The organism is Streptomyces sp. NBC_01335 (assembly GCF_035953295.1).
In the GTDB taxonomy this organism is placed as follows: domain Bacteria; phylum Actinomycetota; class Actinomycetes; order Streptomycetales; family Streptomycetaceae; genus Streptomyces.
Map to the genome: position 1 here is coordinate 3,229,181 of NZ_CP108370.1, position 24,883 is coordinate 3,254,063.

Annotated in this window: 22 protein-coding genes; 10 read left to right on the top strand and 12 right to left on the bottom strand. The window is 71.1% G+C overall.

Annotated features, from left to right (window positions below):
* Positions 1 to 267 precede the first annotated feature (267 nt).
* From OG599_RS13835 to OG599_RS13845, 3 genes are all read right to left on the bottom strand, one after another.
* Positions 268 to 1,479 carry an esterase/lipase family protein gene (locus OG599_RS13835; protein ID WP_327176267.1) on the bottom strand — a complete coding sequence of 404 codons (1,212 nt, stop codon included), beginning with the start codon at positions 1,477 to 1,479 and terminating at the stop codon, positions 268 to 270.
* Positions 1,480 to 1,791: 312 nt separating this feature from the next.
* Positions 1,792 to 2,736 (bottom strand): alpha/beta fold hydrolase, encoded by a 945-nt coding sequence (locus OG599_RS13840; RefSeq protein ID WP_327176268.1) that lies wholly within the window; start codon positions 2,734 to 2,736, stop codon positions 1,792 to 1,794.
* 242 nt (positions 2,737 to 2,978) lie between these two features.
* Positions 2,979 to 3,452 carry an ATP-binding protein gene (locus OG599_RS13845; protein WP_327176269.1) on the bottom strand — a complete coding sequence of 158 codons (474 nt, stop codon included), beginning with the start codon at positions 3,450 to 3,452 and terminating at the stop codon, positions 2,979 to 2,981.
* A 253-nt stretch (positions 3,453 to 3,705) separates the two neighbouring features.
* Between OG599_RS13845 and OG599_RS13850 the strand changes: the two genes are divergently transcribed.
* Positions 3,706 to 4,554: a helix-turn-helix domain-containing protein gene (locus OG599_RS13850; RefSeq protein WP_327176270.1), complete on the top strand. Its 849-nt coding sequence runs from the start codon at positions 3,706 to 3,708 to the stop codon at positions 4,552 to 4,554.
* 10 nt (positions 4,555 to 4,564) lie between these two features.
* Positions 4,565 to 4,765 (top strand): DUF397 domain-containing protein, encoded by a 201-nt coding sequence (locus OG599_RS13855; protein ID WP_327176271.1) that lies wholly within the window; start codon positions 4,565 to 4,567, stop codon positions 4,763 to 4,765.
* A gap of 188 nt (positions 4,766 to 4,953) precedes the next feature.
* Here OG599_RS13855 and OG599_RS13860 read toward each other — a convergent pair whose 3' ends face one another.
* The 3 genes from OG599_RS13860 to OG599_RS13870 form a co-directional block, all read right to left on the bottom strand.
* Positions 4,954 to 5,649: an NUDIX hydrolase gene (locus tag OG599_RS13860; protein WP_327176272.1), complete on the bottom strand. Its 696-nt coding sequence runs from the start codon at positions 5,647 to 5,649 to the stop codon at positions 4,954 to 4,956.
* Positions 5,650 to 5,738: 89 nt separating this feature from the next.
* Positions 5,739 to 6,338: a dihydrofolate reductase family protein gene (locus OG599_RS13865; RefSeq protein WP_327176273.1), complete on the bottom strand. Its 600-nt coding sequence runs from the start codon at positions 6,336 to 6,338 to the stop codon at positions 5,739 to 5,741.
* A gap of 231 nt (positions 6,339 to 6,569) precedes the next feature.
* The gene (locus tag OG599_RS13870) at positions 6,570 to 7,853 is read right to left on the bottom strand and encodes a geranylgeranyl reductase family protein (RefSeq protein ID WP_327176274.1); all 1,284 of its coding nucleotides are present in this window, start codon (positions 7,851 to 7,853) and stop codon (positions 6,570 to 6,572) included.
* A 97-nt stretch (positions 7,854 to 7,950) separates the two neighbouring features.
* Here OG599_RS13870 and OG599_RS13875 point away from each other — a divergent pair, with 97 nt between their 5' ends.
* The gene (locus OG599_RS13875) at positions 7,951 to 8,502 is read left to right on the top strand and encodes a GNAT family N-acetyltransferase (RefSeq protein ID WP_327176275.1); all 552 of its coding nucleotides are present in this window, start codon (positions 7,951 to 7,953) and stop codon (positions 8,500 to 8,502) included.
* Between the two features lie 153 nt (positions 8,503 to 8,655).
* Here the strand turns inward: OG599_RS13875 and OG599_RS13880 are convergent, their stop codons facing one another.
* Entirely contained in the window at positions 8,656 to 9,348 is a 693-nt protein-coding gene (locus OG599_RS13880; RefSeq protein ID WP_327176276.1) for a demethylmenaquinone methyltransferase, read from the bottom strand.
* A 223-nt stretch (positions 9,349 to 9,571) separates the two neighbouring features.
* Between OG599_RS13880 and OG599_RS13885 the strand changes: the two genes are divergently transcribed.
* Positions 9,572 to 10,129 (top strand): SigE family RNA polymerase sigma factor, encoded by a 558-nt coding sequence (locus OG599_RS13885; RefSeq protein ID WP_327176277.1) that lies wholly within the window; start codon positions 9,572 to 9,574, stop codon positions 10,127 to 10,129.
* Positions 10,130 to 10,158: 29 nt separating this feature from the next.
* Complete coding sequence (locus OG599_RS13890; protein ID WP_327176279.1) at positions 10,159 to 11,025, top strand: hypothetical protein; 867 nt, start codon at positions 10,159 to 10,161, stop codon at positions 11,023 to 11,025.
* Positions 11,026 to 11,059: 34 nt separating this feature from the next.
* Here OG599_RS13890 and OG599_RS13895 read toward each other — a convergent pair whose 3' ends face one another.
* The 4 genes from OG599_RS13895 to OG599_RS13910 all read right to left on the bottom strand — a co-directional run bounded on the left by OG599_RS13895 (position 11,060) and on the right by OG599_RS13910 (position 17,137).
* Entirely contained in the window at positions 11,060 to 11,713 is a 654-nt protein-coding gene (locus OG599_RS13895) for an amidohydrolase family protein (RefSeq protein WP_327176280.1), read from the bottom strand.
* Positions 11,714 to 11,783: 70 nt separating this feature from the next.
* Positions 11,784 to 12,983: a cyclic dehypoxanthinyl futalosine synthase gene (gene mqnC, locus OG599_RS13900; protein WP_327176281.1), complete on the bottom strand. Its 1,200-nt coding sequence runs from the start codon at positions 12,981 to 12,983 to the stop codon at positions 11,784 to 11,786.
* Positions 12,984 to 13,055: 72 nt separating this feature from the next.
* A complete protein-coding gene (locus OG599_RS13905) occupies positions 13,056 to 15,029 on the bottom strand; it encodes a serine/threonine-protein kinase (RefSeq protein ID WP_327176282.1) in 1,974 nt (657 codons plus the stop codon).
* A 1,229-nt stretch (positions 15,030 to 16,258) separates the two neighbouring features.
* The gene (locus tag OG599_RS13910; RefSeq protein WP_327176283.1) at positions 16,259 to 17,137 is read right to left on the bottom strand and encodes a menaquinone biosynthetic enzyme MqnA/MqnD family protein; all 879 of its coding nucleotides are present in this window, start codon (positions 17,135 to 17,137) and stop codon (positions 16,259 to 16,261) included.
* Between the two features lie 677 nt (positions 17,138 to 17,814).
* Here OG599_RS13910 and OG599_RS13915 point away from each other — a divergent pair.
* The 4 genes from OG599_RS13915 to OG599_RS13930 all read left to right on the top strand — a co-directional run bounded on the left by OG599_RS13915 (position 17,815) and on the right by OG599_RS13930 (position 23,066).
* Positions 17,815 to 18,018 (top strand): cold-shock protein, encoded by a 204-nt coding sequence (locus tag OG599_RS13915; RefSeq protein ID WP_327176284.1) that lies wholly within the window; start codon positions 17,815 to 17,817, stop codon positions 18,016 to 18,018.
* A 273-nt stretch (positions 18,019 to 18,291) separates the two neighbouring features.
* Positions 18,292 to 19,128, top strand: coding sequence for a MerR family transcriptional regulator (locus OG599_RS13920; RefSeq protein WP_327176285.1), 837 nt, complete (start codon positions 18,292 to 18,294; stop codon positions 19,126 to 19,128).
* Between the two features lie 375 nt (positions 19,129 to 19,503).
* Positions 19,504 to 22,653 carry an AfsR/SARP family transcriptional regulator gene (locus OG599_RS13925; RefSeq protein ID WP_327176286.1) on the top strand — a complete coding sequence of 1,050 codons (3,150 nt, stop codon included), beginning with the start codon at positions 19,504 to 19,506 and terminating at the stop codon, positions 22,651 to 22,653.
* 221 nt (positions 22,654 to 22,874) lie between these two features.
* Positions 22,875 to 23,066 (top strand): hypothetical protein, encoded by a 192-nt coding sequence (locus OG599_RS13930; protein WP_327176287.1) that lies wholly within the window; start codon positions 22,875 to 22,877, stop codon positions 23,064 to 23,066.
* A 207-nt stretch (positions 23,067 to 23,273) separates the two neighbouring features.
* Here the strand turns inward: OG599_RS13930 and OG599_RS13935 are convergent, their stop codons facing one another.
* Positions 23,274 to 23,840, bottom strand: coding sequence for a hypothetical protein (locus OG599_RS13935; protein ID WP_327176288.1), 567 nt, complete (start codon positions 23,838 to 23,840; stop codon positions 23,274 to 23,276).
* 375 nt (positions 23,841 to 24,215) lie between these two features.
* Here OG599_RS13935 and OG599_RS13940 point away from each other — a divergent pair, with 375 nt between their 5' ends.
* A complete protein-coding gene (locus tag OG599_RS13940; RefSeq protein WP_327176289.1) occupies positions 24,216 to 24,836 on the top strand; it encodes a hypothetical protein in 621 nt (206 codons plus the stop codon).
* Positions 24,837 to 24,883: the final 47 nt, after the last annotated feature.

Consider the following 24,883-nt stretch of genomic DNA (forward strand, 5'->3'; position numbering starts at 1 on the left):
GTCAGCTTTCGCTCGGCGTTGAACCCGGACGCCTCCGGCCGACCGGCTCGGGCTGAGTGCGTTCACTGATTCACAAGCTCACTGATTCACAGGATTGCTGATGCACAAGCTCGCTCACGGTTCGCCGTAGAGCCGAGCACGGCCAAGGGCCGCCCCTCCCCGCTCGGGAGGGGCGGCCCTTGGTGCGCCGGGCGTAACGCCCCGGGTCAGGAAGAGTGCTCCTCGCGTGTGCGGGGATGGTCCCCGGGCGAGCGGCCCCCCGCGGAACTACGGCAGGCGCTCCAGGAGCCAGCCGCCCAGCTCTTCGGTGATCCGGGTGTGCCCGGTGGTCCCGGACGAGCAGAGGAACTCGTCGAGGTCGCTCTCCTCCGGCGGCAGCCCGTCGACGTTGGCGTAGAGGTCGTCCGGCTGGTCGATGTCGCGGATGGCGACGGCGCTCACGGTCGGGACGAAGCAGATGTCGGGGTGGTTCAGTTCGATCTCGGCGCCGAACTTATCCAGCATCGCGGCGAGGATGCCGTACGAGTCGAGCGTGCCGCCGGGTGCGCCGTCGAGCTCCGGGAAGCCGCTGGTGGTGATGGTCTTCTCGGCAGCCGGGAAGAGCCGCTTCAGCTCGGCGACCACGACCTCGTGGCCTTCGCCCTGGGTGTAGAAGGTGGTGCCGGGGTAGATCAGCCGGCCGACGCTGGCGAGCGCGACCTGCCCGGGGTTGATGGCCGGCCCCTGACCGTCACCGCGGCCGTTGGCCACCGCGATCAGGCGCGGGCGCTGCGGCCAGAATCCGACCGAGCGGAGCTCCGCGAGGAACTTCTCGCGCTCGGGGGCGGCCTCGATGCTCCCGGTCTCCCGGTCGTAGTGGCGCCAGAGCATCTCGCGGGCGGCCGGGCTGTCCATCTGCTGGGCGAACTTGTTGGCCAGCGGGATGAAGGAGGAGAAGGCCTGGAGCCCGATGGGGATGACGGCGCCCCGGTGCGGGCTGTCGTAGGAGAAGTAGAGGGCCGTCTGGTGGTCGATGCCCTGGCCCTCCAGCTTGGCGAGGACGTAGCGGGTGATGATCCCGCCCATGCTGAAGCCGCCCACGGTCAGCGGGGCGTTCCCCTCCCGCTCCGCGATGGTGCGCTGGATCGCGGCGGTGACGGTCTTGGCGTTGTCGAGGATCGAGGCGCTGCGCTCGTCGTAGCCGATGAGGACGACGTCCCGGCCGGACCGGCGGATCTCCGTGAGGAGGGCGTACTCGCCGCCGTCCAGGCCGCGGAAGAGCTTCTCCAGGTCGGACGGGCCGAGGTTGAAACCGTCGGCAAGGAGGACCGGCTTCCGGATGCCGTCGTTGTTCTCGCCGTAGAAGACGTGGGCGAAGCCGTTGGGGAGCTCCCACTCCTCGTCGGGCCGGGGCGCCGGGACCGTGATCGGGGCCGTGGCGTGGACCGCCCCGCCGACCGCGAACTCCCCGACGCCTTGCTCAGCCTGCTGACCGGACAATGTGATGCTCCTCCGTCTGCGCACGCCCCAGCGGCCCACCGGAACAGTGGGCACGGAAACTGAGGGACGTCACCGAGACAGGGCTCATCATGAGCAGGCCCGGAACCCCCGGGCGAGAGGATGCGTCCCGGTTCATCCCTATAGGGGAAGTGGGATGTGCAGGTTTACCGACCTCCGCGCACCCGCAGTGCCGTCCCGGCGCGCACCCGGGCGAGCCGCCCGTACCCGCAGGGCCCTGCCCGTACCCGTACGAGCCCTCCTCACGAGCCGCCCGCACCCCGGGCGTCGTACGCCCCCTCTGCCGCGACGGGGTCAGCCCTGCGCCGACACCGTCTTCTCGATCTGGTCCACCACGAAGTCGGGCCGGTCCTTCGGGACGTCGTGCGAACTGCCGGTCGCGGTGACCAGCGTCCGGTTCGGCGCCTGCTGGACGAACGACGCCGCGGCATCGCGCCAGCGCTGGGCGTCCTCGGGCGATCCGTCGAAGGGGGTCTTCTCGGACACGATGACGTCTGCGGGGACGCTGTCCGGCCAGGACATCTTGTTGTAGGCCTGGTGGGCCGGGGTGAAGTTCTCGGCGGTCTGGATCAGTTGGCGGTTCGCGGGCGTGTCGGGGTCCTTCTTCGCGGCGTCCACCTCCGGCTGGCTCGCGGCGGCGAGCCGGGCGATCTCCTCGTCCGTGAAGAACGGGGGAAGGTTGGCGTCGACGAGTACGGAGCCGGAGACCATCTTCGGGTTCTCGCTGGTGAAGTACGTCGCGACCTCGCCGGCCTGCGAGTGGGACACCAGGATCACGTCGTCGGTGACCCCCAGCTCGGTGAGTCCCGTCTTCAGGTCGCTGACGGCGCCTTCCACGTCCCACGGACCGGGCACCGCCTCACTCTGGCCGAGGCCGGCCCGGTCGTACGTGATGACCGTCGCACCGGTGTCCGCGTGGAGACGCGGGACGATGTCCTTCCAGTACGAGGAGTCCTCGCCGCCTCCCGAGTCGAGGACGATGGCGGGGCCGTGGCCCGCGGTGATGTGGAACGCGACGCGGTGGCCGCCGCTGTCGATCATGCGCAGCTTCGACGCGTCCGCCTGCCCCTTCCCCGAGGCGGCGGAGGCGGTTGCCTTCGGGCTCGCCTTCGGGCTCGCCTTCGCAGCGGCGGAATTCTCCTCGCCGCAGGCTGTGACGACCCCGGCGGTGACCGCCAGCAGGGCTACGGCGGAGAGCGCGCGGCGGGTACGCCGGTGGGACGGGCGGATACGTGACATGGGTGGTCCTCGGTGCCTGGGCCTGAACAGTGAACGGATGCAGTCGGACGGCGATCGATTGCGATCCGATGCATTCCATCCTGCGGCGGCGCCCGCCCCGGGAACATCCGGTTGGCACGCCGATCGGTGGTGCTGCTGGGGCCAGGGAGCGGGGTGGGGTTATCCCCCGGAACGGCCTGCTCGGACGGCCGACCGACCGGCCGCCGACGCTGCGCGCCACGCACTCTTCCGACCGAGAACGGCTACGGGGCGGGCTCCGGCACGGGTGCCGTCAACACGAACCAGACCGTCTTCGTCTGCCGCGTTCCTCGCCCCTGCACGGTGGCCCCCCAGCGCACGGCCAGCCGGTCCACGATGAGCAGCCCCCGGCCGCTCTCCGCACCGGACCCCGGGGCGGTGAGCGGCAGCGGGTCCGGCTGGTCGTCCGTCACGTGGACCCGGACCTGGTGCGGGGCGATCGCCACGTCCACGCGGATCAGCCTGGACCGTGTGTGGCAGTACGCGTTGCCCACGACCTCGCTCACGCACAACCGGGCGTCGTCAACCAGTCCGGGGTGACCGGTCACCCGCAGGAGTGTGGCCACGAAGTCCCTCACCAGCTTGGGGGCATGGGCGTTGTTGGGCGCCACCACCCGGTAACGGTCGCCGCGTCGGGGCAGAGGCGACCCCACAGGTGGGGCGGACGGGAACGTGGGCGGGGTCGTTACGACGGCCATGACGGGTTCTCCCTACGCGAGCTTTCTCCGGGACTGAGCCGGCAAGGCTGACGCCGTGGCAATGGCCGCGCCAGGGCACCAATGAGCCTTCGCACGGCTGCACTTCGACATGAACCAACGCCGACTGCCAGCAACCCGGACGCTAGGGCACAACAATGGGACGGCACAACAATGGGACTCCCGTAACACCCATACGAGTGGACCGGCAGCATGGAGGCGCGGCACACTCATAGCCGCACCAAGGGAGGACCCAATGCCGCCACGGAGCTACCCGACCGCCCGCCAGAGGCGGCTGGGCGCAGAGCTACGCAAGTTGCGCGAGAGGGCAGGCTTGTCAGGCAGTCAGGCCGCCGCCTATCTCGGCGGCGAGCGCGCACAGATCAGCCACATCGAATCAGGTCGATACGGAGTGAGCGACGAGCGCGTGCGTCGACTCGCCGCTCACTATTCAGCCACCGACAAGCACCTCATCGACGCACTCGCGAGCATGGCAGAGGAGCGACCCAAGGGATGGTGGGACGAATATCGCGGAATACTCTCGCCAGGTTTCTTGGATCTCGCCGAGCTTGAATACAAGGCAACATACCTCCGTGCGATCCAGATGCTCACGGTCCCTGGAATCTTCCAGACCGAGTCGTATGCACGCGACCTCATTCGCAGCGGCATCTCAGACCTGCCTGCCGCCGAACTGAACGCGAGAGTCGAACACCGCACCCGACGACGCGACATCTTCGACCGTCCCGCACCCACCCCCTTCGAGGCGTTCATCCACGAGGCGGCGCTGCGCATGCAGTACTGCGACGCTGCGGCGATGCAGGAGCAACTCGCCTTCCTCTGCACAGTCTCATCGTGGCCGTCCGTAACGATTCGCGTCATCCCGTTCAGCGCTCGGATCACTGGTTCGGTGCACTCGATGCTCTACGCCGGCGCGGCCATCGCCGCCCTGGACACGGTTCAACTGGACAGTGCGTTCGATGCTGGATTCCTGGACGCCGAGGCGCAACTCGCACGATACAGGGCACTTCTTGACTCCATCGAGTCGATCTCACTCAGCACTGAGGAGTCGACAGAATTCATCCAAAACATCGCACAGGAAATGTGAGCCCATCGGCATGACCGACGCAATCAAGTGGCAGAAATCCTCCTTCTCGGGGGCCGATGACAATCAAAGCTGTATCGAGCTGGCACCCGTTGACGGATCGATCAGAGTGCGCGAGAGCGACGAACCCGAAATCGTCGTCACCACGAGCGTCACCAAACTGCGCGCATTCATCCTCGGCGTCAAAGCGGGCGAGTTCGACCACCTGATCTGACAGTGCGCGACCCCCCTGTCCGCGACCTCGGGCAGGGGGCAGCCCGCCAGATCGGCACACCATTGGGGCGTCCCACGGTTGCGCCCTGCGATCTCGTGACGCCCGTCACCGTACGTCGCCCCTGGTCGCCGAACCGCACTCCATGCGGAGCCGGGCCGACCGGCCCCCCAGTCACCGCCTCCCCCTGACTACCAGGTGCAGGGCTTCCCCAAGTCCTTGACGCTGTCCGCCAGTTCGACCGGCACTATGGGCCAGCCCGCGTGCTGCCAATGGGCGATGCGCCAGCTCAGCCGCCGGGGCCAGAGCGCGGTCCCGGGCAGGTCGGCGACCGGCATCCACACGGGCCGGCCGCCGTAGTTGTCGAGTTGGTCCTCGGCGCCGACCTCCCCCTCGGCGCGTACGAGGAAGTAGTGCTGCCGGGTCCCCTCCTTCCAGACCCGGGCCACCTCCCCGGTCACGCTCCCACCGAGGGCGGTCTCCTCCCACAACTCCCGCACCACCGCCTCGTGCAGGGTCTCCCCCGCCTCCACGCCGCCGCCGGGGATCTCGTACCAGGTGTCGCGACGGTCGGACTGCCGGATGAGGAGGATCTGTCCGTCGCGGATCACGATCGCTCCGGCCCGTACGCGCTTCGGCACGGAGGTGGTCGGGTCCGCCCAGCGCGCCGGACCGCTCTTCGGGCCGCCGACCGCCCAGTCGCGGAGTACCGCCTCCGCCGTACCGACCGGCCGGATGCGCACGTGCAGCGCCTCCGCGAGGGTGAGGGCCCGGCGGCGGCTCTCGTCCACCGGTTCTCCGGCGCGGGGCAGGTGGTAGAGGCCCTCCTCCGTCGGATCGCTCGTCAGTACCAGGGCATCGTCGTCGTACCGCACGTCAGCTCTCATGGACCCGATGGTGTGCGGCGCCCGGGACGCGGCGCAAGGGATTACCCGGCCGAGGTAGCCACGCTCGACAGGGCGTTCGCGAGACTCGATCAGACGTTCGCGTCAACGGGTCGATAGGTACACACATGCACCCCGGCGGGACTGGTGACCGTCGAGACCAGCTCCAGGGCGCGCAGGCCACCGTCCGCCGGGAAGATCGTCTTACCGCCGCCGAGCAGCACCGGCATGATCATCAGTCGCAGCTCGTCGACCAGGCCCTCGCTCAGGAGGGTCCGCGCGAGGGTGGGGCTGCCCATGACCGCCAGGTCGCCGCCTCCGGCCCCGCGCAGCGCGCGGATGCGGCCGAGGGCTTCGCCGCCCGGGAGGAGGGTGGTGTTCGCCCACACCAGGTCCTGGGCGGAGAGCGTCGCCGACACCACGTACTTCTCGATGGTGTTCATCCGGTCGGCGAACGGGTCGCCCGCCCGGTCCGGCCACGCCCCGGCCATCGTCTGCCAGGTACGGCGCCCGAAGAGCAGCGCCTGCGCCTTGGCCAGGACCTCGTCGAAGGTCCCGCCCACGATCTCCGGGTCGAAGAACGGGTGCGACCAGCCGCCGTGTGCGAACCCGCCGTCCGTGTCCTCCTCCGGACCGCCCGGCGCCTGCACGATGCCGTCGAGGCTCATGAACTCACTGATGACGATGCGCACGGGCTCGCTCCCTGGTCTTCCGTCGTCCACTGGGGGTGTACGTAAGGAAGACAGCCCGACCGGTGAAAACTCGTCGCGGCACGCCGGGCGCACCGGAAAGGAGCGGCTCCCGGGACCGGACGGCACAAGGCGAGGGCCGGCGCAAGGGCGGGGCGGAACAAGGCGAGGCGCACAAGGGCGGGTCGGAACAAAGCGGGACCGGACGCACCCGCGCCCGGTCCCGCCCCCGTCTCAGGCCTTCGGTGCCACCTTCGACAGCCCGTTGATGATGCGGTCCATCGCGTCGCCGCCCGTCGGGTCGGTGAGGTTGGCCAGCATCTTCAGGGTGAACTTCATCAGCAGCGGGTGGGTGAGGCCGCGCTGCGTGGCGATCTTCATGATCTTCGGGTTGCCGATGATCTTCACGAACGCACGGCCCAGCGTGTAGTAGCCGCCGTAGGTGTCCTTGAGGATCTTCGGGTAGTTGTGCAGGGCCAGTTCGCGCTGGGCCGGGGTCGCGCGGGCGGTGGCCTGCACGATGACGTCGGCGGCGATCTGGCCGGACTCCATGGCGTACGCGATGCCCTCGCCGTTGAACGGGTTGACGAGGCCGCCCGCGTCACCGACGAGCAGCAGGCCCTTGGTGTAGTGCGGCTGGCGGTTGAAGGCCATCGGGAGGGCGGCGCCGCGGATGGGCGTCGTCATGTTCTCCGGGGTGTAGCCCCAGTCCGCCGGCATCGACGCGCACCAGGCCTTGAGGACCTCGCGCCAGTCCAGCTCCCGGAACGCGGAGGAGGAGTTGAGGATGCCCAGGCCGACGTTGGAGGTGCCGTCGCCCATGCCGAAGATCCAGCCGTACCCGGGCAGCAGGCGGTCCTGCGGGCCGCGCCGGTCCCAGAGTTCGAGCCAGGACTCCAGGTAGTCGTCGTCGTGGCGCGGCGAGGTGAAGTACGTACGGACCGCGACGCCCATCGGGCGGTCCTCGCGGCGGTGCAGGCCCATGGCGAGGGAGAGCCGGGTGGAGTTGCCGTCGGCGGCGACGACCAGCGGGGCGTGGAAGGTGACCGGGGTCTTCTCCTCGCCGAGCTTGGCGTTGACGCCGGTGATGCGGCCGGTGCGCTCGTCGATGATCGGGGCGCCGACGTTGGCACGCTCGTACAGCCGCGCGCCCGCCTTCTGCGCCTGCCGGGCGAGCTGCTCGTCGAAGTCGTCGCGCTTGCGCACGAGGCCGTAGTCCGGGTACGAGGCGAGGTCCGGCCAGTCCAGCTGGAGGCGGACGCCGCCGCCGATGATGCGGAGGCCCTTGTTCCGCGACCAGCCGGCCTCTTCGGAGATGTCGATGCCCATGGAGACCAACTGCTTGGTCGCGCGGGGGGTGAGACCGTCGCCGCAGACCTTCTCCCGGGGGAACGCCGTCTTCTCCAGCAACAGGACGTCGAGCCCGGCCTTTGCGAGGTAGTACGCGGTCGTGGAGCCGGCTGGGCCCGCTCCGACGACAATCACGTCCGCGCTGTGTTCGGAGAGGGGCTCGGTCACGGTCGGATCTCCCGAAGACTCGAAATCGCGTGCCGCGGGGCACCGGTCCCATGCAGTCTATGGGGACCGGCAGATCAACTTACCGAAGGGCTCCCCGATGACGATCGCGCCTTCCTCCCACCCGGCGATCCACCTGCGGGTCCCCACCGACGAGGACGCCTTGAGCTGGTACCGGGTCTTCGACGACCCGGAGGTGATGGAGTACCACGGTGGCCGGAGCGCGGAGTTCTCGGTGTACGAGGAGCTGACCGCGCGCCAGCGCCGGCACGACGCCGAACTCGGCTTCTGCTTCTGGACGGTGACCGACGAGGCCGGCGAGGTGCTGGGCTTCACCGGCGCGCAGCCGTGGCCGCACCCCGGCTTCGGGCCGGTCGGGGCGATCGAGATCGGCTGGCGCCTGGGCCGCGCCGCGTGGGGCCACGGGTACGCGACCACCGCCGCCCGCGCCACGCTGGAACGCGTGCGGGCGGCGGGCATCGACGAGGTCGTGGCGATGATCGACTCGCGCAACCGCCGGTCGGTCGCGGTGGCCGAGCGGCTCGGGATGCGCCACGCGGAGTCGTACGAGATCACCACCGGGGTGCCGCGTACGGCGCTCTGCTACCGGCTGGCGCTGGGGGACGCGACGAGGGAACAGAAGGGTGCATAAGAGGGCGTAAGGGGACGAAGCCCGCGCACCCGAACCCACTCTCCGCGTGTGCGGGGGGCGTTCGGGTGCGCGGGATGCGCTTGTTCGCGTGCCGTCGGCCGCGGTGCTCGGCCGTGTACGCCCCCGGTGCTCAGGCGCGTACGCCCCTGGTGCTCAGGCCCGTACGCCCCGGTGCAGCGCGACCACGCCGCCGGTGAGGTTGCGCCAGGCGACGCTCGACCAGCCGGCCTTCTGCAGCAGGGTCGCGAGTCCGGCCTGGTCGGGCCAGGCGCGGATGGACTCGGCGAGGTAGACGTACGCGTCCGGGTTGCTGCTCACCGCGGTGGCGAGGGGCGGCAGCGCCTTCATCAGGTACTCCATGTACACCGTGCGGAACGGCGTCCAGGTGGGCTGCGAGAACTCGCAGATCACGACCCGGCCGCCGGGCTTGGTGACCCGGTGGAGCTCACTCAGGGCGGCGGCGGTGTCCTGGATGTTGCGGAGCCCGAAGGAGATGGTGACCGCGTCGAAGGTCTCGTCCTTGAAGGGCAGCTTCGTCCCGTCGCCCGCCGTGAACGGCATCCAGGGGTGGCGCTCCTTGCCCACCTTCAGCATGCCGATCGAGAAGTCGCAGGGCACGACGTAGGCGCCGGCCTGCGCGAAGGGCTGCGAGGAGGTGGCCGTACCGGCGGCCAGGTCCAGGATCTTCTGCCCCGGGCGCGCGTCGACCGCCTTGGCGACCTCCTTGCGCCAGAGCCGGGCCTGTCCGAGCGAGAGCACGTCGTTGGTCAGGTCGTACCGTCGCGCCACGTCGTCGAACATCGAGGCGACTTCGTGCGGCTGCTTTTCCAGGGATGCTCGGGTCACCCTCCCATTCAAGCAGCCCGTCCCCCGCGACCCGACGGCGGCGCTGCCCGCTCGCCGCATCTCCGTGTGCGACCGCCCGGAAACCGCGTGCGCAGCGCCCGATGACGCCGTGGGCAGTGCCAGGAAACCCCGTGGAATTCGTCCTCAACCTTTTGGCTGCGAGAGCGCTCAAGAAGGGGTGAAGAACGGCAGAGGTGAAGCACGACAGAGACGAGGGGGAAAGATGAGCACATCACGAGGCCGGGACTCCACGCCCGTTTCCGGCCGCACCCGTACACCGGCGCAGGGCTTAGCGGCCCAAGGCTTCGAGGAGTTCGCGCGGGCCGGCCAGCGTGGGCTGTACCGCACGGCCTATCTCCTCTGCGGTGACGCGGAGACGGCCCGGGGCCTGACACAGACCACGCTGGCGAAGCTGTTCCAGCACTGGCGTCGGGTGGTCGCGGCCGAGCACCCGCACGCGTATGCCCGCACGGTCCTCACCCGTACCTACCTCGCGGAGCGGCGCCGCCGTCTCCGCGATCTGCTCGCCCACTCCCGTGCCGACCCGGCCCCGCCTCCCGTGGGTCCCGAGCTGACGGTGACGCTGCTCTCCGCGCTGTCCGAACTGCCGCCGCGGGCCCGGGCGATGGTCGTCCTGCGGTACTGGGAGGACCTGAGTGTCGAGACGGTCGCCCAGCTGATGCGGTGCAGCGAATCCACGGTCAAGAGCCAGTGCTCACGCTCGCTGGCCCGGCTGCGGACACGGCTCGGCGACGCCCACCTCTATTCCCACCAGGCATGAGACACACGCACACGAAGAGGAGTACGACCATGCTGACCGACCCCACGAATTTCGAACGGGAAACGAGCGCGGCGCTTCTCCGGGCCGCCATGGAGCACGCCTCCGACCAGGCCCAGCCGCCGGGGGATCTGGTGGCGGGTGCGGTCGTCCAGGGACGCCGGCGCCGTGCCCGCGCCCAGATCGCGATGGGTGCCGGGGTGACCGCCGCAGTGGCGCTGGGGATCTTCGCGGTGACGGCCCCCGGGTCGAGCGGCGCCCCCGCCCAGGCCACGGGGGTGGGCTCTGCCCCGGATTCCGGCCGGGATCTCGGTCCGGGCTCCGATCCCACCGCCGAGTACCGCACGCCCGTGCACGTGGTGCCCTCGCCCGGCGAGTCCTCGATGGCGGACCTCCCGGCCGCCGAGCGGAAGCGGCAGCAGAGGTTCCAGCAGACCGCGGCGACCACCCTGGACCACCTGCTCCCCGGCACCGGGACGATCCGGCCGGTGGACCTGCGGGTCGATCAGTACCAACTGACGGACGGCTCCGCGGCCTTCCCGCTCACCTTCTCCGTGCGACCTGAGGGTAAGGGCGAGGACCACCATGCGGCTGCCTGCGTGAGCGACCCGGCCAAGCATCTCACCTGCCGGCAGGTCGTGCTGCCCGGTGGCATACACGCGACCGCCCGGACCTCGGCCATGAACTCCCTGGACACCACGGGCATCAGCGTCGAGTTCGGTTACGGCGACAGCCTGGTCGAGATCAGCGTCTTGCCGGACGATCTGCACGCCGCCTCGGCGCCGGTCACGGTGGAGCAGTTGACCACGATCACCGGTGACGCCGACTTCATGCGGCTCGTGGCGTACGCCGACAAGCACCCGATGGAGGAGGAACGGACCACCGTCGTCGGCGGCTGACACAGCCCTGTACGGCCCCGGGAGGAGCAGGCCGTCAGCGCCGCCGGTGGACCATCCGTCCACCGAGGACGGTGACGACGCAGCAGGCCGCGCCCCTTTCGAGGAGGGTCTCCTCGTCGGGGGCGTCGAAGACCGCGAAGTCCGCTGCCCGGTTCTCGGCGTCGAGCGCCGGAGCGGCGAACGCCTCGGCTGCCGTACGACGCCGGTCGAGCGGGTCCAGCGAGGCCCGCGTACCTGCCTCCTCGGCCGGGGCCCCGCCGAGGAGCCGCATGCCCGACCGCTGCACCGCGTCCGCCACAGCCGGACGGCTGAGCGGTCCCACGACGGCGACGGTGCCGTGGGCGAGCATCCGCTGCACCCCGCGCCGCGCACTCGCGCCCCACCGGCTCTCGTCCATGTCCACGCCGTTCAGCGCGGCGCCGGTCAGGGGCTCGGTGCCGAGAACGTCCGACTCCCGGGGGTCGGGGTGGTAGGCCCGTTCCAGCAGTGCGCCGCCCCGCGGCTGGACGAGCCCGGGCGTCAGCAGCCCGGGCCATCGGCGCACCCGGGCCGTCGGATGGCCGGCGGCGAGTTCCTCGTACGGGCCGACGGCCGCGACGGCTCCGTCCCTCACGAGCACCGCACCACCGGCGACCGCCCGCCGCCCGGGGCCGGGCAGCAGCAGATCGGCCGCATGAATCGTCAGCACGGAGAGCACCTGGCCCGGAGCGGTCGGGGAGAGACGGAAGGAGGACGGAATGCCGGTCGCGGAACAGCCCTCAGTTGGCGTCGAGGAGCTTCAGCTCGGGGTGGGCGGTGCCGCCCTCGAGAGCGGTGGACGAGATGTGCGAGACGACACGGTCGTCGACCGGGTCCAGGGCCGGGTCCTCATGGACGACCAGGTGCTCGTAAGTCGTGGCGCGCTGCGCGGGCACGCGACCGGCCTTGCGGATCAGGTCGATGATCTCCAGGCGGTTGGAGCGGTGCTTGGCCCCGGCGGAGGAGACGACGTTCTCCTCCAGCATGATCGAGCCGAGGTCGTCCGCGCCGTAGTGCAGCGACAGCTGGCCGACCTCCTTGCCGGTGGTCAGCCAGGAGCCCTGGATGTGCGCGACGTTGTCCAGGAAGAGGCGCGCGATGGCGATCATGCGCAGGTACTCGAAGAGCGTCGCGTGCGTGCGGCCCTTCAGGTGGTTGTTCTCCGGCTGGTAGGTGTACGGAATGAAGGCGCGGAAGCCGCCCGTACGGTCCTGCACGTCACGGATCATGCGGAGGTGCTCGATGCGCTCGGCGTTGGTCTCGCCGGTGCCCATCAACATGGTGGAGGTGGACTCGACACCGAGGTTGTGCGCGATCTCCATGATCTCCAGCCAGCGCTCACCGGACTCCTTGAGCGGAGCGATGGCCTTGCGCGGGCGGGCCGGCAGGAGTTCGGCGCCGGCACCGGCGAAGGAGTCGAGACCGGCGGCGTGGATGCGCTGGATCGCCTCTTCGGCGGACACCTTGGAGATACGGGCCATGTGCTCGATCTCGGAGGCGCCCAGCGAGTGGATCACCAGCTGCGGGAACGCCTTCTTGATGGCGGAGAAGTGCTCCTCGTAGTACTCCACGCCGTAGTCCGGGTGGTGGCCGCCCTGGAACATGATCTGGGTGCCGCCCAGTTCGACGGTCTCCGCGCAGCGGCGCAGGATGTCGTCGATGTCGCGGGACCAGCCCTTGGCGGTGTCCTTCGGCGCGGCGTAGAAGGCGCAGAACTTGCACGCCGTGACGCACACGTTGGTGTAGTTGATGTTGCGCTCGATGATGTACGTCGCGATGTGCTCCGTACCCGCGTAGCGGCGCCGGCGCACGGCGTCGGCCGCTGCTCCGAGTGCGTGCAGCGGGGCCGACCGGTACAGGTCGAGCGCCTCCTCCGCAGAGATCCGCCCGCCTTCGGCGGCGCGGTCGAGGATGGGCTGAAGGTCGGCCTTCTCGGTCACCGGGCTGTCACCTTTCGGCGGTGTTTCGACGGATCCACGGACCGAATCAGCCTACGCCAGCCCTTGCCGTGTTCAGCGGCCGGACCGGCTCAGCGTGCCGGTGGGAAGTCCGGCGGCCTCCTCGTACGACCGGTAGGCGAGGGTTCCGTCGTCGTTGAGGGTGAAGGTCAGCTCCGCCTCGGCCCCGGTGCAGAAGAGGCTCGCGGAGCTGTCGGCGACCGAGCGCTCATGGATCTTCAGCACCTTCTCGGTGCCGGAGGAGAGCGTCCCGATGCTCGAACAGGAGACCTGCGAATCGAGGAAGCGGATCGACTGGGTCATCCGGACGACGTCCTGGCCCTTCTTCCCCTCGGTGAAGACTGCGGTGAGGATGCCGTGCGAGGCACCCGAGCGTTCGAGGGTCGGTCCGGACCAGGTCCCCACGAACACCTTGGGCAGGGCAGCGATCCCGTCGTCGCTCCCGCCGCCCCCATTTCCTTCGCCGCTGCTTCCTTCGCCGCTGCTTCCTTCTCCGTCACCGGGATCGCCGCCGCCCGGAGCGGGCGGGGAGGAGGTATCGCCGGACGGCGTGCCCGAGCCGGTGCCGGTGGAGGAGCCCGTGGCCGAGTCCGTGGGACCGGAGGGAGAGGTGGAGGGCGGCGAGGCGGCGCTGCTGCGCTTGTCGGCATCACCGGAGCCGCCCCAGGACAGCAGGTCGCCGAGCATGCCCGAGGCCAGGCCCACGACGGCCAGCGCACCCGCGACGGCCAGCGCGACGGTGCAGCTCACCCTCCGCCCGGCCCGGGCCCCGGGCCGTTGCTCGGGCAGCCTGTCGGCGCTCATGGAGACGGAGAACCGTGGCCCGTGCGGGGAGAAGGGCGGGTCCGACGGGGAGCGGTCTCCGGACCGCTCGGCCGGCAGCGGGATCGGCGGACCGAAGACCCCGAGAGCACCGGCCGACTGAGCGTCGGAGGGCTGGGCGCCGGAGGACTGAGCGCCGGAGGAATGGGCGTCGGAGGGCTGGGCGCCCGCGTGCGCGCTTCCTTGGCCGCCTTCTTCACCACTGTCGTCGGGTGCCGTCGTACGGTCCTCAACGCCTCGCCCGTCGGCGGGAGGTACGCCGAGCGAGGCACTGCTGAAGGGGACGGGGCCCGACAGCACCGGGCCCTCCTGGGGTTCGAGGTCGAGCAGCGCCACAGCGTCCCGGCTCACCTCATGGACGAGCTCGGCAGTCAGCCAGCCCGCCGCCACCGAGGCCGCCGCACCGCCGGGGGCGAGAGCGCGGGCGATGTCGGGCGGCGAGGGCCGGGCGGCCGGATCCTTCGCCAGGCAGGCGGCGATGAGGTCCCTCAGTTCGCCCCGGAGATCGCCGAGTTCGGGCTCCTCGTGGACCACCTTGTACAGGAGCACCGCGGAGGAGTCGCCGGGGAAGGGCGCGGAGCCGGTGGCCGCGTACGCGAGGACCGCGCCGAGCGAGAACACGTCGGCCGCTCCGGAGATGTCGCCTCCCCGGAACTGCTCGGGTGCCATGTAGCCCGGCGACCCCACGGAGACCCCGGTGGAGGTGAGCGAGACGGTGGCGCCGAGGGCTCTGGCGATGCCGAAGTCGATCAGCCGGGGTCCGTCGAGCGCGAGGAGGACGTTGGACGGCTTCACGTCACGGTGGACGATGCCCTGCTGGTGCACGGCGCCCAGAGCCTCCGCGAGACCGCCGCCCAGCGCCCGCACGCCCCGCTCGGGCAGTGCGCCGTGCCGGGTCACCGCCTGCGAGAGGGACGGCCCCGCCACATATCCGGTCGCCACCCACGGCACCGGTGCGTCGGGGTCGGCGTCCAGAACCGGAGCGGTCCACCGGGCCCCGACGCGCCGCGCGGAGTCCACCTCGCGCCGGAACCGGGCCCGGAACTGCTCGTCGAGGGCGAAATGCGGGTGCACCACCTTCACCGCGACCGTGCGGCCTCCCGCGCTCCGCCCCAGGTAGACCCGCCCCATGCCGCCCGCGCCGAGTCTGCCGAGCAGCCGGTAGGCGCCGATGGTGCGCGGTTCGCCGGCTTCCAGCGGCTGCATGACGACTCCCCCTGTGAAGCGACCGGACCTCGACCGAAGCGTAAGGGCTGCCTGTCGCCCGGTCACAGGGAAACATTCCATCGATTCCCCCAACCGGAAAGCATGCCCCTCCACGCGTTACGGAATGCAGAATTCCGCTTTTCGCGCCCTTCCGCTCCCCCGCCTACCGGGACGACGGAGACGACCCCACTCCGCGCCCGGCACTCCCTCGACGGGAGAGGAAAGCAGAGGAGTTACCGACGGGCGGAGAAAACGTGAGCGGAAAGAGAAGAGCGGGGAACCGGAACGCGCGAAGACGCAGAAATTCGGGCATCAGCGAGGAGATCACCCGGAAGGAATAGGGGAAGGGGAAACAGGGATGACGCGGAGAGCGCATCGACGAGAAGGAACGACGCCCTTTGGGTGCGCACACCGAAGGCCTCTCGCCGCCCGGCCATTCCCTACCGGGGGGTAGGAGTGGCGGCCGGCGCGGGGAGTCCCGCACACTTCGCCGCCCTCTCCGTGGCGTCGCAGCTTGCTTTCGCCTCGGGCACCCCCGGACCGCACGGGAGAACGGCGTCGGAGGATCGGGCGTTCGGGAAGAAAGCCGCGAAAGACGGCGAAAGTCGAGAAGCGAGAGGAAGGGGCGGCGAGAGCGCGAAGAACGCGAAGAGGGAGGAACGGATCACCACCGAATCGAGCCGTCACGACGGACCGGATCACGCGGACGACCGTGCCGCTGACGCCGCACACCGGCTCGGCACACCGGGGGACATCGCGGGGCAGCCACCGGGGAGATCCGGGGTCGTCGCCGCGGACATCTGGGGACCGCCACCGGGGCTACCTCTGGGGTGCCCCGAGGGTCGCGCCGGGCCGGCGGCGCGGGGCGGTAGTGGAGGCGGGGCGGCGGCGAGGCGGCGGCGAGGCGGCGGCGGCGAGGCGGCGTACCTGCCCGAGCGCATGCGGCGGAGCACGTGCCGGCCGCAGGGCATGCGCGGCGGACGGTACGTGCTCATCGGGACGGCGGGGCCCCGTCCGCGGGGCCCATCAGGCACGGGCACGGGGAGGCCGGGGATACGGAGGACCGGGGGCGCGGGAGACCGGACCGGAGCTGGGCCCCCCGTACCCACACCGCACAGGCCGTCAGACCACCCGGCCGTCCCGCCACCCGGCCCGTGGGCGGCAGGCGGCAGGCGGCAGGCGGCAGGCGGCAGGCGGCAGGCGGCCGGACGGCGTGGGGTCAGTGGGGGTCAGCTGTCGAGCAGCTCGACGCGCACGTCGTCGGGGTAGCCGGTGGCGCCGCCGGTCCGCCGGGCGAATTCCTTCACGCCCGCGAGCTGGTCGGGGCCGAAGCGGAAGTCGAGGGTGGTGAAGTACTTCTCCAGCACCTCCGCGTCGAAGGCTTCCCAGCGCGCGGCCTGCTCGGCGACCTTGGTGACCTCTTCGAGGGACACGTCCCGCGAGGCCAGGAACGCCTTGTGCACCTTGTCGACGTACTCCGGTTCGGCGGCCAGGTAGTCCTTGCGGGCGGCCCAGACGGCGAAGACGAACGGCAGCCCGGTCCACTCCTTCCACATCTGACCGAGGTCGTGGACCTGAAGGCCGAGACGTGGGGCGTCGTGCAGGTTGGCGCGGAGGGCGGCGTCGCCGATCAGTACGGCGGCGTCCGCCTCCTGCATCATCGCGGCGAGGTCGGGCGGGCAGGTGTAGTAGTCGGGCTGCACCCCGTAGCGCTCGGCGAGCAGCAGCTGAGCCAGCCGGACGGAGGTGCGGGAGGTCGAACCGAGGGCCACCCGCGCTCGGTCGAGCTGCTCCAGGGGCACCTGCGACACGATCACGCACGACATGACGGGGCCGTCGCAGCCGACAGCGATGTCGGGGAAGGCGACCAGGTCGTCGGCGTTGCGCAGGAACTCCACCAGGGTGATGGGGCCGATGTCCAGGTCCCCCTTGACCAGCTGCTCGCTGAGCTTCTCCGGGGTGTCCTTCGACAGCTCCAGATCGAGCAGGGTCCCTGTCCGTGCCAGCCCCCAGTAGAGGGGAAGGCAGTTCAGGAACTGGATGTGGCCGACGCGGGGCCGGCTGCGGCGATGGCCGCCTTCGACGGGAGAGACGGTTGAATTGTCCACATCGCGAGGCTAGACCTGCGTCCCGGCGACAGCATCACCGGGGCGATCACAGGCACCGTCAGGGGCACTGTCAGGGGCGCCATCACGGGCGCGACCACAGAGGCGATCCCGGCGCGATCGCGACCGATCGCGGGGTCCGGTGGACCGGTGGGCGGGGGTGGGGCATCGGCGCGGGGCTGTCGGTGCGGTGATCGCTCCGGTGTGCGTACCCCGACACCGCCCACCCCCACCGGACCCCTCCGAGGCCCGCTCCGACAGCACCCGCGCCAGCGCCACCCCCCCTACGCGCTCCGCCCCCTCGGCGCACCCCTCCACGCCACGCTTCGCGCCCCCTCGCGCCCCTCACCATCGCCCTCTACGCGCCCCCATCGCGCCCCTCCCCGCAGCCCGCCCCGACCTGCCCCCGCGCCCGCCCTCACAGCCGCCCCCGCACCCGCTTCGGCACCCGCCGCGCGATGCGCCGGTCACCTATCGGATCACCCAATCAAACATTCGAGTGAAGTGATCTTTCCCTCTACCGCTCCCCAGAGGCTGCGTGCTAGGCTCGCCCGCAAGTTGCAGTTTGGTTTCCCTTGCAGTACAAAGCCTGCGGATCATGTAACCCGCAGGCTTTTGTAGTTTTCAGACTTCTTTGCAGGTTCTGGAGCAGGGCAACCCTTTGGCCCAAGGAGGGCTTTATGGCTACCGGAACCGTCAAGTGGTTCAACGCTGAAAAGGGCTTCGGCTTCATCGCCCAGGACGGCGGCGGCCCGGATGTCTTCGTTCACTACTCCGCGATCAACGCGTCCGGGTTCCGCTCCCTCGAGGAGAACCAGGTCGTGAACTTCGACGTCACTCAGGGTCCGAAGGGCCCGCAGGCTGAGAACGTCACCCCGGTCTAGTTGCCCGGGTCGGCCGATCGCGGCCGGTAAGCAGTATCCAAGGAGCCCCGCCCTTTGCTTCGGCAAGGGACGGGGCTCCTGCCTTGCTCCGCCTTACGCCCTTCTCCGCGCCCCTTCTCCGCGCCCCTTCTCCGCGCATCCGCATACGCGCGGCCGCCTCCGCGCTCCACCTCCACACGTCGCCGCTGACGTACTCCGCCTCCGTACGTCGCCCTCTCGTTCCGCGCCGCCCTTGACCCTCACACCGTGTGAAGCCGTGCACTCGGAGACATCATGTTCACCATCGGAGATTTCGCCAGGTACGGACGGGTATCGCCCCGCATGCTGCGCCACTACGACGCGATCGGGCTGCTGCGTCCGGACCGTACCGACCCGGTCAACGGCTATCGCTTCTACGGCGCCGCCCAACTCGCCCGCCTCAACCGCGTCATCGCCCTCAAGGATCTCGGCTTCACGCTCCAGGAGGTCGGGAGCATCCTCGACGACGAGATCACCGCGCAGGAGCTGCGCGGGATGCTGCGGCTGCGGCGTACGGAGCTGGAGGCGGCGATGGCAGCGGCGGCAGCGCGGCTCAACCAGGTGGAGGCGCGACTCCGGTCGATCGAGAGTGAGGGACGCATGGACACCGACGACGTCGTCATCAAGCAGGTTCCGGCGGTACGGATCGCCGAGCTGACCGGCACGGCCGCCGGGTACCGGCCGCAGGACATCACCCCGGTGATCGTCCCCCTGTACGAGCGGCTGTTCCCGTTGCTGGCCGCGGCGGGTGTCACGCCCACCGGCCCGGGGATCGCCCGGTACGAGGACACGCCGGACGGGGACGCCTTGGCGGGCGCGGTCCTCGTGCACGCCGGAGTGACGGTCTCCGCGCCGGCCGGGCCGGTCGGCGACAGCGGCGTCCGGGTGGTGGAGTTGCCCGCGTTCGAGGCGGCCACCCTCGTGCACCGGGGCTCGATGGACTCCGTGCTCTCCACCGAGCAGGTACTCGCCCGCTGGCTGGACAACAGCGGTTACCGGGCCGTCGGTTACACCCGGGAGGTCACCCTGGAGTGCCCCGAGGAGAAGGAGAAGTGGGTGACCGAGTTGCAGCAGGCGATCGTCAAGGCCTGACCTCGCGCCCGTGACCCACGCCGGCCGGGGGCCCGCCCGGACACCCCGGCCGGGCCCCCGGCCGACGCCCTGCCTACCCCCGACCGGCCACCAGCGACCCACCACCGACCCCGAATCGGCCACCGGGGCCCCACCGCCAACCCCCGGCGGCACCCCGTCCGCTGGGCAAGGTTCCGCGACCTTTGTCGAAGCCTTGTGCAGAGCATCACGCAGTGCTGACGGGGTAGCCCGCGACAAGGCAGACTGTCGACAGCGGTATCAACGGTACGGAGCGATCCGGAAGCGCCCTCACGTCACACCCGGGTGCTCCCCCGCGTCCCGGTGCCGGCGACCACAGCAGGACCGGGCGGGGCGGAAGCAGGACAGGGGGCATCAATGGACCGCGACAACGGGCCACGCGTGCGCGTTCCGGAGCAGCGCGCCACGCAGGGGCCGGTGTCCGGGGCCGAGCCGCACCCCGCGCCGGAATCCCGAGCCGACGACGCCAACGACCAAACCCTCATCCCGGCCCCCGCCCAAGCCCCCGTCCACCCCCCCACCCCGGCCCGCGACGAAGCCCCGCCCCACGACGAAGCCCCGGCCCCCGCACCCGCACCCGAACCCGCCCAAGACGAAGCCCCCGCCCCCGCGTTGCACTTCGCCGTCCTCGGGCCCGTACGGGTCCGGCTCGGTGAGACCCCGCTGGTCTCCGGTTCCCCGCAGCAGCGTGCCCTGTTGGCGGCGCTGCTCCTCCGGGACGGCCGTACCGCGACCGCCGCCGAGCTGATCGACGCCATCTGGGGCGAGGAGTCGCCGCCCCGGGCGTTGGCGGCGATCCGTACGTACGCCTCCCGGCTGCGCAAGGTGCTCGGGCAGGACGTGCTGGTCAGCGAGTCCGGCGGGTACGCGATCCGGCTCCGTGGGGGTTCCCTCGACGTGCGTCGGGCCCAGGAGTCGGTGAGCGCGGCGGAGAAGGCGCGGGCGTCCGGCGACCGGGCGCGGGCCCGGGACCTGATCGCGGAGGCCCTGGCCGCGTGGGACGGCGAGACGCTGGCCTCCGTGCCCGGGCCGTATGCGGAGAACCAGCGCACCCGCCTGGAGGAGTGGCGTCTCCAACTGGCCGAGACACGGCTCGATCTGGATCTGGAGCTGGGCCACCACGCGGAGGCGGTCTCCGAACTCACCGCGCTCACCGCCGCGCATCCGCTGCGGGAGCGGCTGCGCGAGCTGTTGATGCTGGCGCTGTACCGCAGCGGCCGGCAGTCCGAGGCGCTCGCGGTGTACGCGGACACCCGGCGGCTCCTCGCGGAGGAGCTGGGGGTCGATCCGTGCCCCGAGCTCTCCCGGCTCCAGCAGCGCATCCTGTCCGCCGACGACGAACTGGCCCGTCCCGTCGAGGACTCCGCGCCGGTGCCGCCGGCCGCCGTGCGTCCTGCGCAGCTTCCGGCCGCGGTGGCGGACTTCACCGGGCGCGACTCCTTCGTGCGCGAGCTCGGTGACCGGCTGGCGACGGCCGAGGGTTCGGTGATGGCGGTCTCGGCGCTGGCGGGCATAGGGGGCGTCGGCAAGACCACGCTCGCCGTGCACGTCGCCCATCGGTCCCGGAACCACTTCCCGGACGGTCAGTTGTACGTGGACCTCCAGGGTGCGGGGGCCCGGGTCGCCGAGCCGGAGACCGTGCTCGGTGCGTTCCTGCGTGCGCTGGGTACCCCGGAGTCGGCGATTCCGGATTCGCTGGACGAGCGGGCCGCGCTGTACCGGTCGACGCTCGACGGCCGCCGGGTCCTGGTTCTGCTGGACAACGCCCACGACACGGCGCAGATACGGCCGTTGCTGCCCGGGACGCCCGGGTGTGCCGCGCTGGTGACGAGCCGGGTGCGGATGATCGACCTGGCCGGTGCGCATCTGGTGGACCTGGACGTGATGTCTCCGGCGGAGTCCTTGCAGCTCTTCACCCGGATCGTCGGTGAGGAGCGGGTGGGCGCGGAGCGGGAGGCGGCTCTGGACGTGGTGGCCGCCTGCGGGTTCCTGCCGCTGGCGATCCGTATCGCCGCCTCGCGGCTGGCCTCGCGCCGCACCTGGACGGTGTCGGTGCTGGCGGCCAAGCTCGCCGACGAGCGGAGCAGGCTGGACGAGCTGCGGGCGGGCGATCTCGCGGTGAAGGCGACGTTCGAGCTGGGCTACGGCCAGTTGGAGCCCGCCCAGGCCCGTGCGTTCCGTCTCCTCGGTCTGGCGGACGGTCCCGACGTGTCCCTGGCGGCCGCGGCGGCGCTCCTCGATCTGGAGCCGCAGGTGGCCGAGGACATCCTCGAGTCGCTGGTCGACACCTCCCTGGTGGAGTCGGCGGCGCCGGGGCGTTACCGGTACCACGATCTCGTCCGCCTCTACGCGCGTGCGTGCGCCGAACGCGACGAGCACCCTCCCGAGGAGCGGGCGCGGGCGCTCTCCCGGCTGCTCGACTTCTATCTCGCGACCGCCGCGGGCGTGTACGCGCTGGAGCGGCCGGGCGACCGGCTGGTGGACCATCTGGAGCCCGCCGGCCGGGCTGGGCTGGCTTTCGCCGACCGGCACGCGGCGCTGGACTGGCTGTACGCGGAGGCGGCCACGATCCTCGCCTGCGCCCGCCAGTCCGCCGGGGCCGCGACCCTGCGGCGTGCGGTGGACCTGCTGTGGGCGGCGCTGGACCTCGGGGAGTCGGGGGCCAACGCGAAGGAGTACGAGACGACCGCGCTGGCGCTGCTGGGCGCGGCGTCGGGCTGCGGTGACCGCCGTGCGGAGGTACGCGCGCTGGTCACCCTCGCCGATGTGCACCACGCCTCGGGCCGCTTCGACCAGGCCGAGCAGGAGGCGGCGCGGATCATGGCGCTGGTCGACCCGGCGCTCGACCCGCTGCCGGGGTGCTGGGCCTCGAACGCGCTCGGGATCATGGCGCTCTACCAGAGCCGTCACGACGACGGCGAGACGTACTTCTCCCAGGCCATCGACGCGTTCCGGCTGGTCGGGGACCGGCCGGGCGAGGCGAGCGCACTGTGCAACCTGTCCCGTATCCACCTGGCGACCGGCCGTACCGGCAGCGCGGTGGAGCTGGCGCAGCGGGGCACGGACATCTACGACGGCATGGGCCACGCCCTGCGGAGCGCCAACGGCCGTTACGCCCTGGGCATGGCGCTGACCGAGAGCGAGTCGTTCGACGATGCCACGGACCGGTTGCAGGAGGCTCTGGTGGTCTTCCGCGAGAGCCGGCAGCGGCTGTGGGTGGGGATGACGCTCTTCCGTCTCGCGGAGGTCGATCTCGCGGCCGGGCGCGCGGTGCAGGCCGCCGCCGGGGCCGAGCAGTCGCTGACCTCGCTGCGCGGGATCGGGGGCGACTGGCGGAAGGCCAACGTGCTCACCGTGCTGGGCCAGGCCCTGGTGCGGATCGGCCAGTTCGGCCGGGCGCAGGTCTGCTGGCGCGAGGCGCTCGGGATCTACGACGGTCTGGGCTCCCACGAGGCCGCGGAGGTACGCGCCCTGCTGGACCGGTTCGCGTCCGTGCTGCCCGCGTGACGTCCTGCGGGACGCCGGCAGCGGACGTTCATCGTTCGTTTATCGCGGACCGGCACTCTTCCTTCTAGTCGATCCGTCGCGTCGGGGGGCAGACGGGGCGACCGCGGGCCGTGGCACTAGGGTGAGCGGCTCTTGGCGAGGCCCGTACGGCAGCCGGTTTTCGGGGGAACTGCCGGACGGGCCTCGCGCACCCGATACGAAGAATCACAGGGGAGCGGAACATGGCGGACGCCAAGAAGGACTCCAAGCTCACGACCCAGGACATGCACGCCACCGGCACCGAGGTCACCGCCGAGGAGCTGACCACGCTGGACATGCACGCCACGGGGACCTCGAAGCTGCTGACCGCGCAGGCCACGGACGGCACGGCGACGACCGACGACATGCACGCCACGTCGGAGCCCGTCACCTGACAGACCTTTTTTCACTACGGGGGCCCGGGGCTCGGGGGAGCCGCGGGACACGGGGGAACGGCCGCGGTGGCGCGGAGGGGGAGCCACCGCGGCCGTCGTGCGTCCTGAGCAGGGGCAGGAGAGCCAGCCGTAGGGAAACGGGTGAGGCCCGTCGCGACGATGTCGCGGCGGGCCTCTCTCCGTTGTGCGTTCCGTTCGGCTCCGACGTCAGTGGGCGAGGACCGCCGTGGCGTCGCAGCGGTACACCTCGTCCACCTTGGCGGGGGACGCCATGGGCACCGTGAACGTCTTCGGGTCCAATCCGTCGGTGGCGTCGAGTTCGACCTTCTTGTGGGCCGTGTCGAGCAGGTTGCCCGCGGAGTCGAAGAACGTCACGGTGATGTCGACCTTGGAGGTGCCGTAGCTGGTCGGGGTGAGTTCGACCCGCGAGGACGTCACCGCCTTGCGCGAACCGGCCGCCGGCTGGGCGCACGTGACCACGCGCGCGGTCGGGGCGGAGCCGGCCGACGGCGTGGAGTCGGTGGTCGGATCGGCCGTGGGCGTGCTGTAACCGGAACTCGATCCGGAGCCCGAACCGGAGCCGTCGTAGTCGTCGTCATCGTTGTCGCTGGTGCTGCTGTGGTAGCCGTTGGACGACCTGGAGCTGGAGCAACCGCCGCCGGAGCTGTGGCTCGACCCGCTGTGGCCGTGTCCGTGGCTGGACTTGGAGAACCCGGTGAGTGAGAGCACCACCACCGCCAGGACCGCCGCCAGTTTGATCTGTTGCCGCATCATGGATGCAGCCCCCCTCGTGTCTCGTCTTCTTCTTCGCGACGCCTTCTCTCGGCGCCTTCTCCCGACGTTCGTTTCCGGACCAGCATCGGGGCGAAGGCCCCGTGCTGCGTCATGACCCTGTCACGGATTGGTCATGGTGTGCCCGCCTGGGGCCGAAAACCATCGCCCCAGCGGTCCGACAGTGGCGCACTGGACGGGACGGACCGGAAGAGGCGCACAAGACGGGCGCCCGGCGGCGTGCGGGGCAGGGGTCGCGGCGCCGCTTCGAAGTCGCGGAGGCGGAGGGTCGGGCGTAGCGTCGAGCGCGAGAGCGTCGCGCAGGTATCCGCGCGTGCGCCGTCGGTACGTACGCGCGCATGGCGCAGGAGGCTGACGATGATCCGCAACGTCCTCGGCTCCGTGGTCGCTCTCGCAGGAGCGGCGGCCGTCGTCCTGAGCCCCTTCCGTGACTGGTACGACGGCCGCCCCGGGCACGATTACCGGGTGCGGGACCTCTTCGAGGGGATCACCACCACCTCGTCGGCCGTGATGGTCTCCTTGTTCCTGCCCTTCCTGGTCGTGGCGGTGCTGGCCGTCGCCGGGGTCGTGCTCCGCTCGCGGCTCGTGGTGGCGCTGGCCGGGGTGGTGGCGCTCGGTTTCACCGTGCTGTGGATGGTCCGCCAGGGCCAGGCGACGGGGAGCCTGACGGTGGACCCGGACGGTTCCGGGCTCCAGTGGGGAGTGGTGCTCGCCCTGGGCGGCGGCCTCCTGCTGCTGATCGGCTCCCTGGTGATGTCGGGCCGGCGCCGCCGGCGCGGGCGCGGACCGGACGCGGGTGCGGGCACCCCGGACTACGACGCGCGCACCGCGCCGTACCCCACCCCCGGCTACCAGCACCCGGACACCTGGCCGCCCACGCAGGAGCCGGGCCCGTCCACGCAGACGAGCACGTATCCCGAGCCGGAACCGGACCCGTACACCGGTCCGGAGGACCCCCGCCGGCACGACGGCCCCTGACGCGCGCGACGCGCGGCACGCGCGGGACGTGCCTGGCAGGCGGCTGC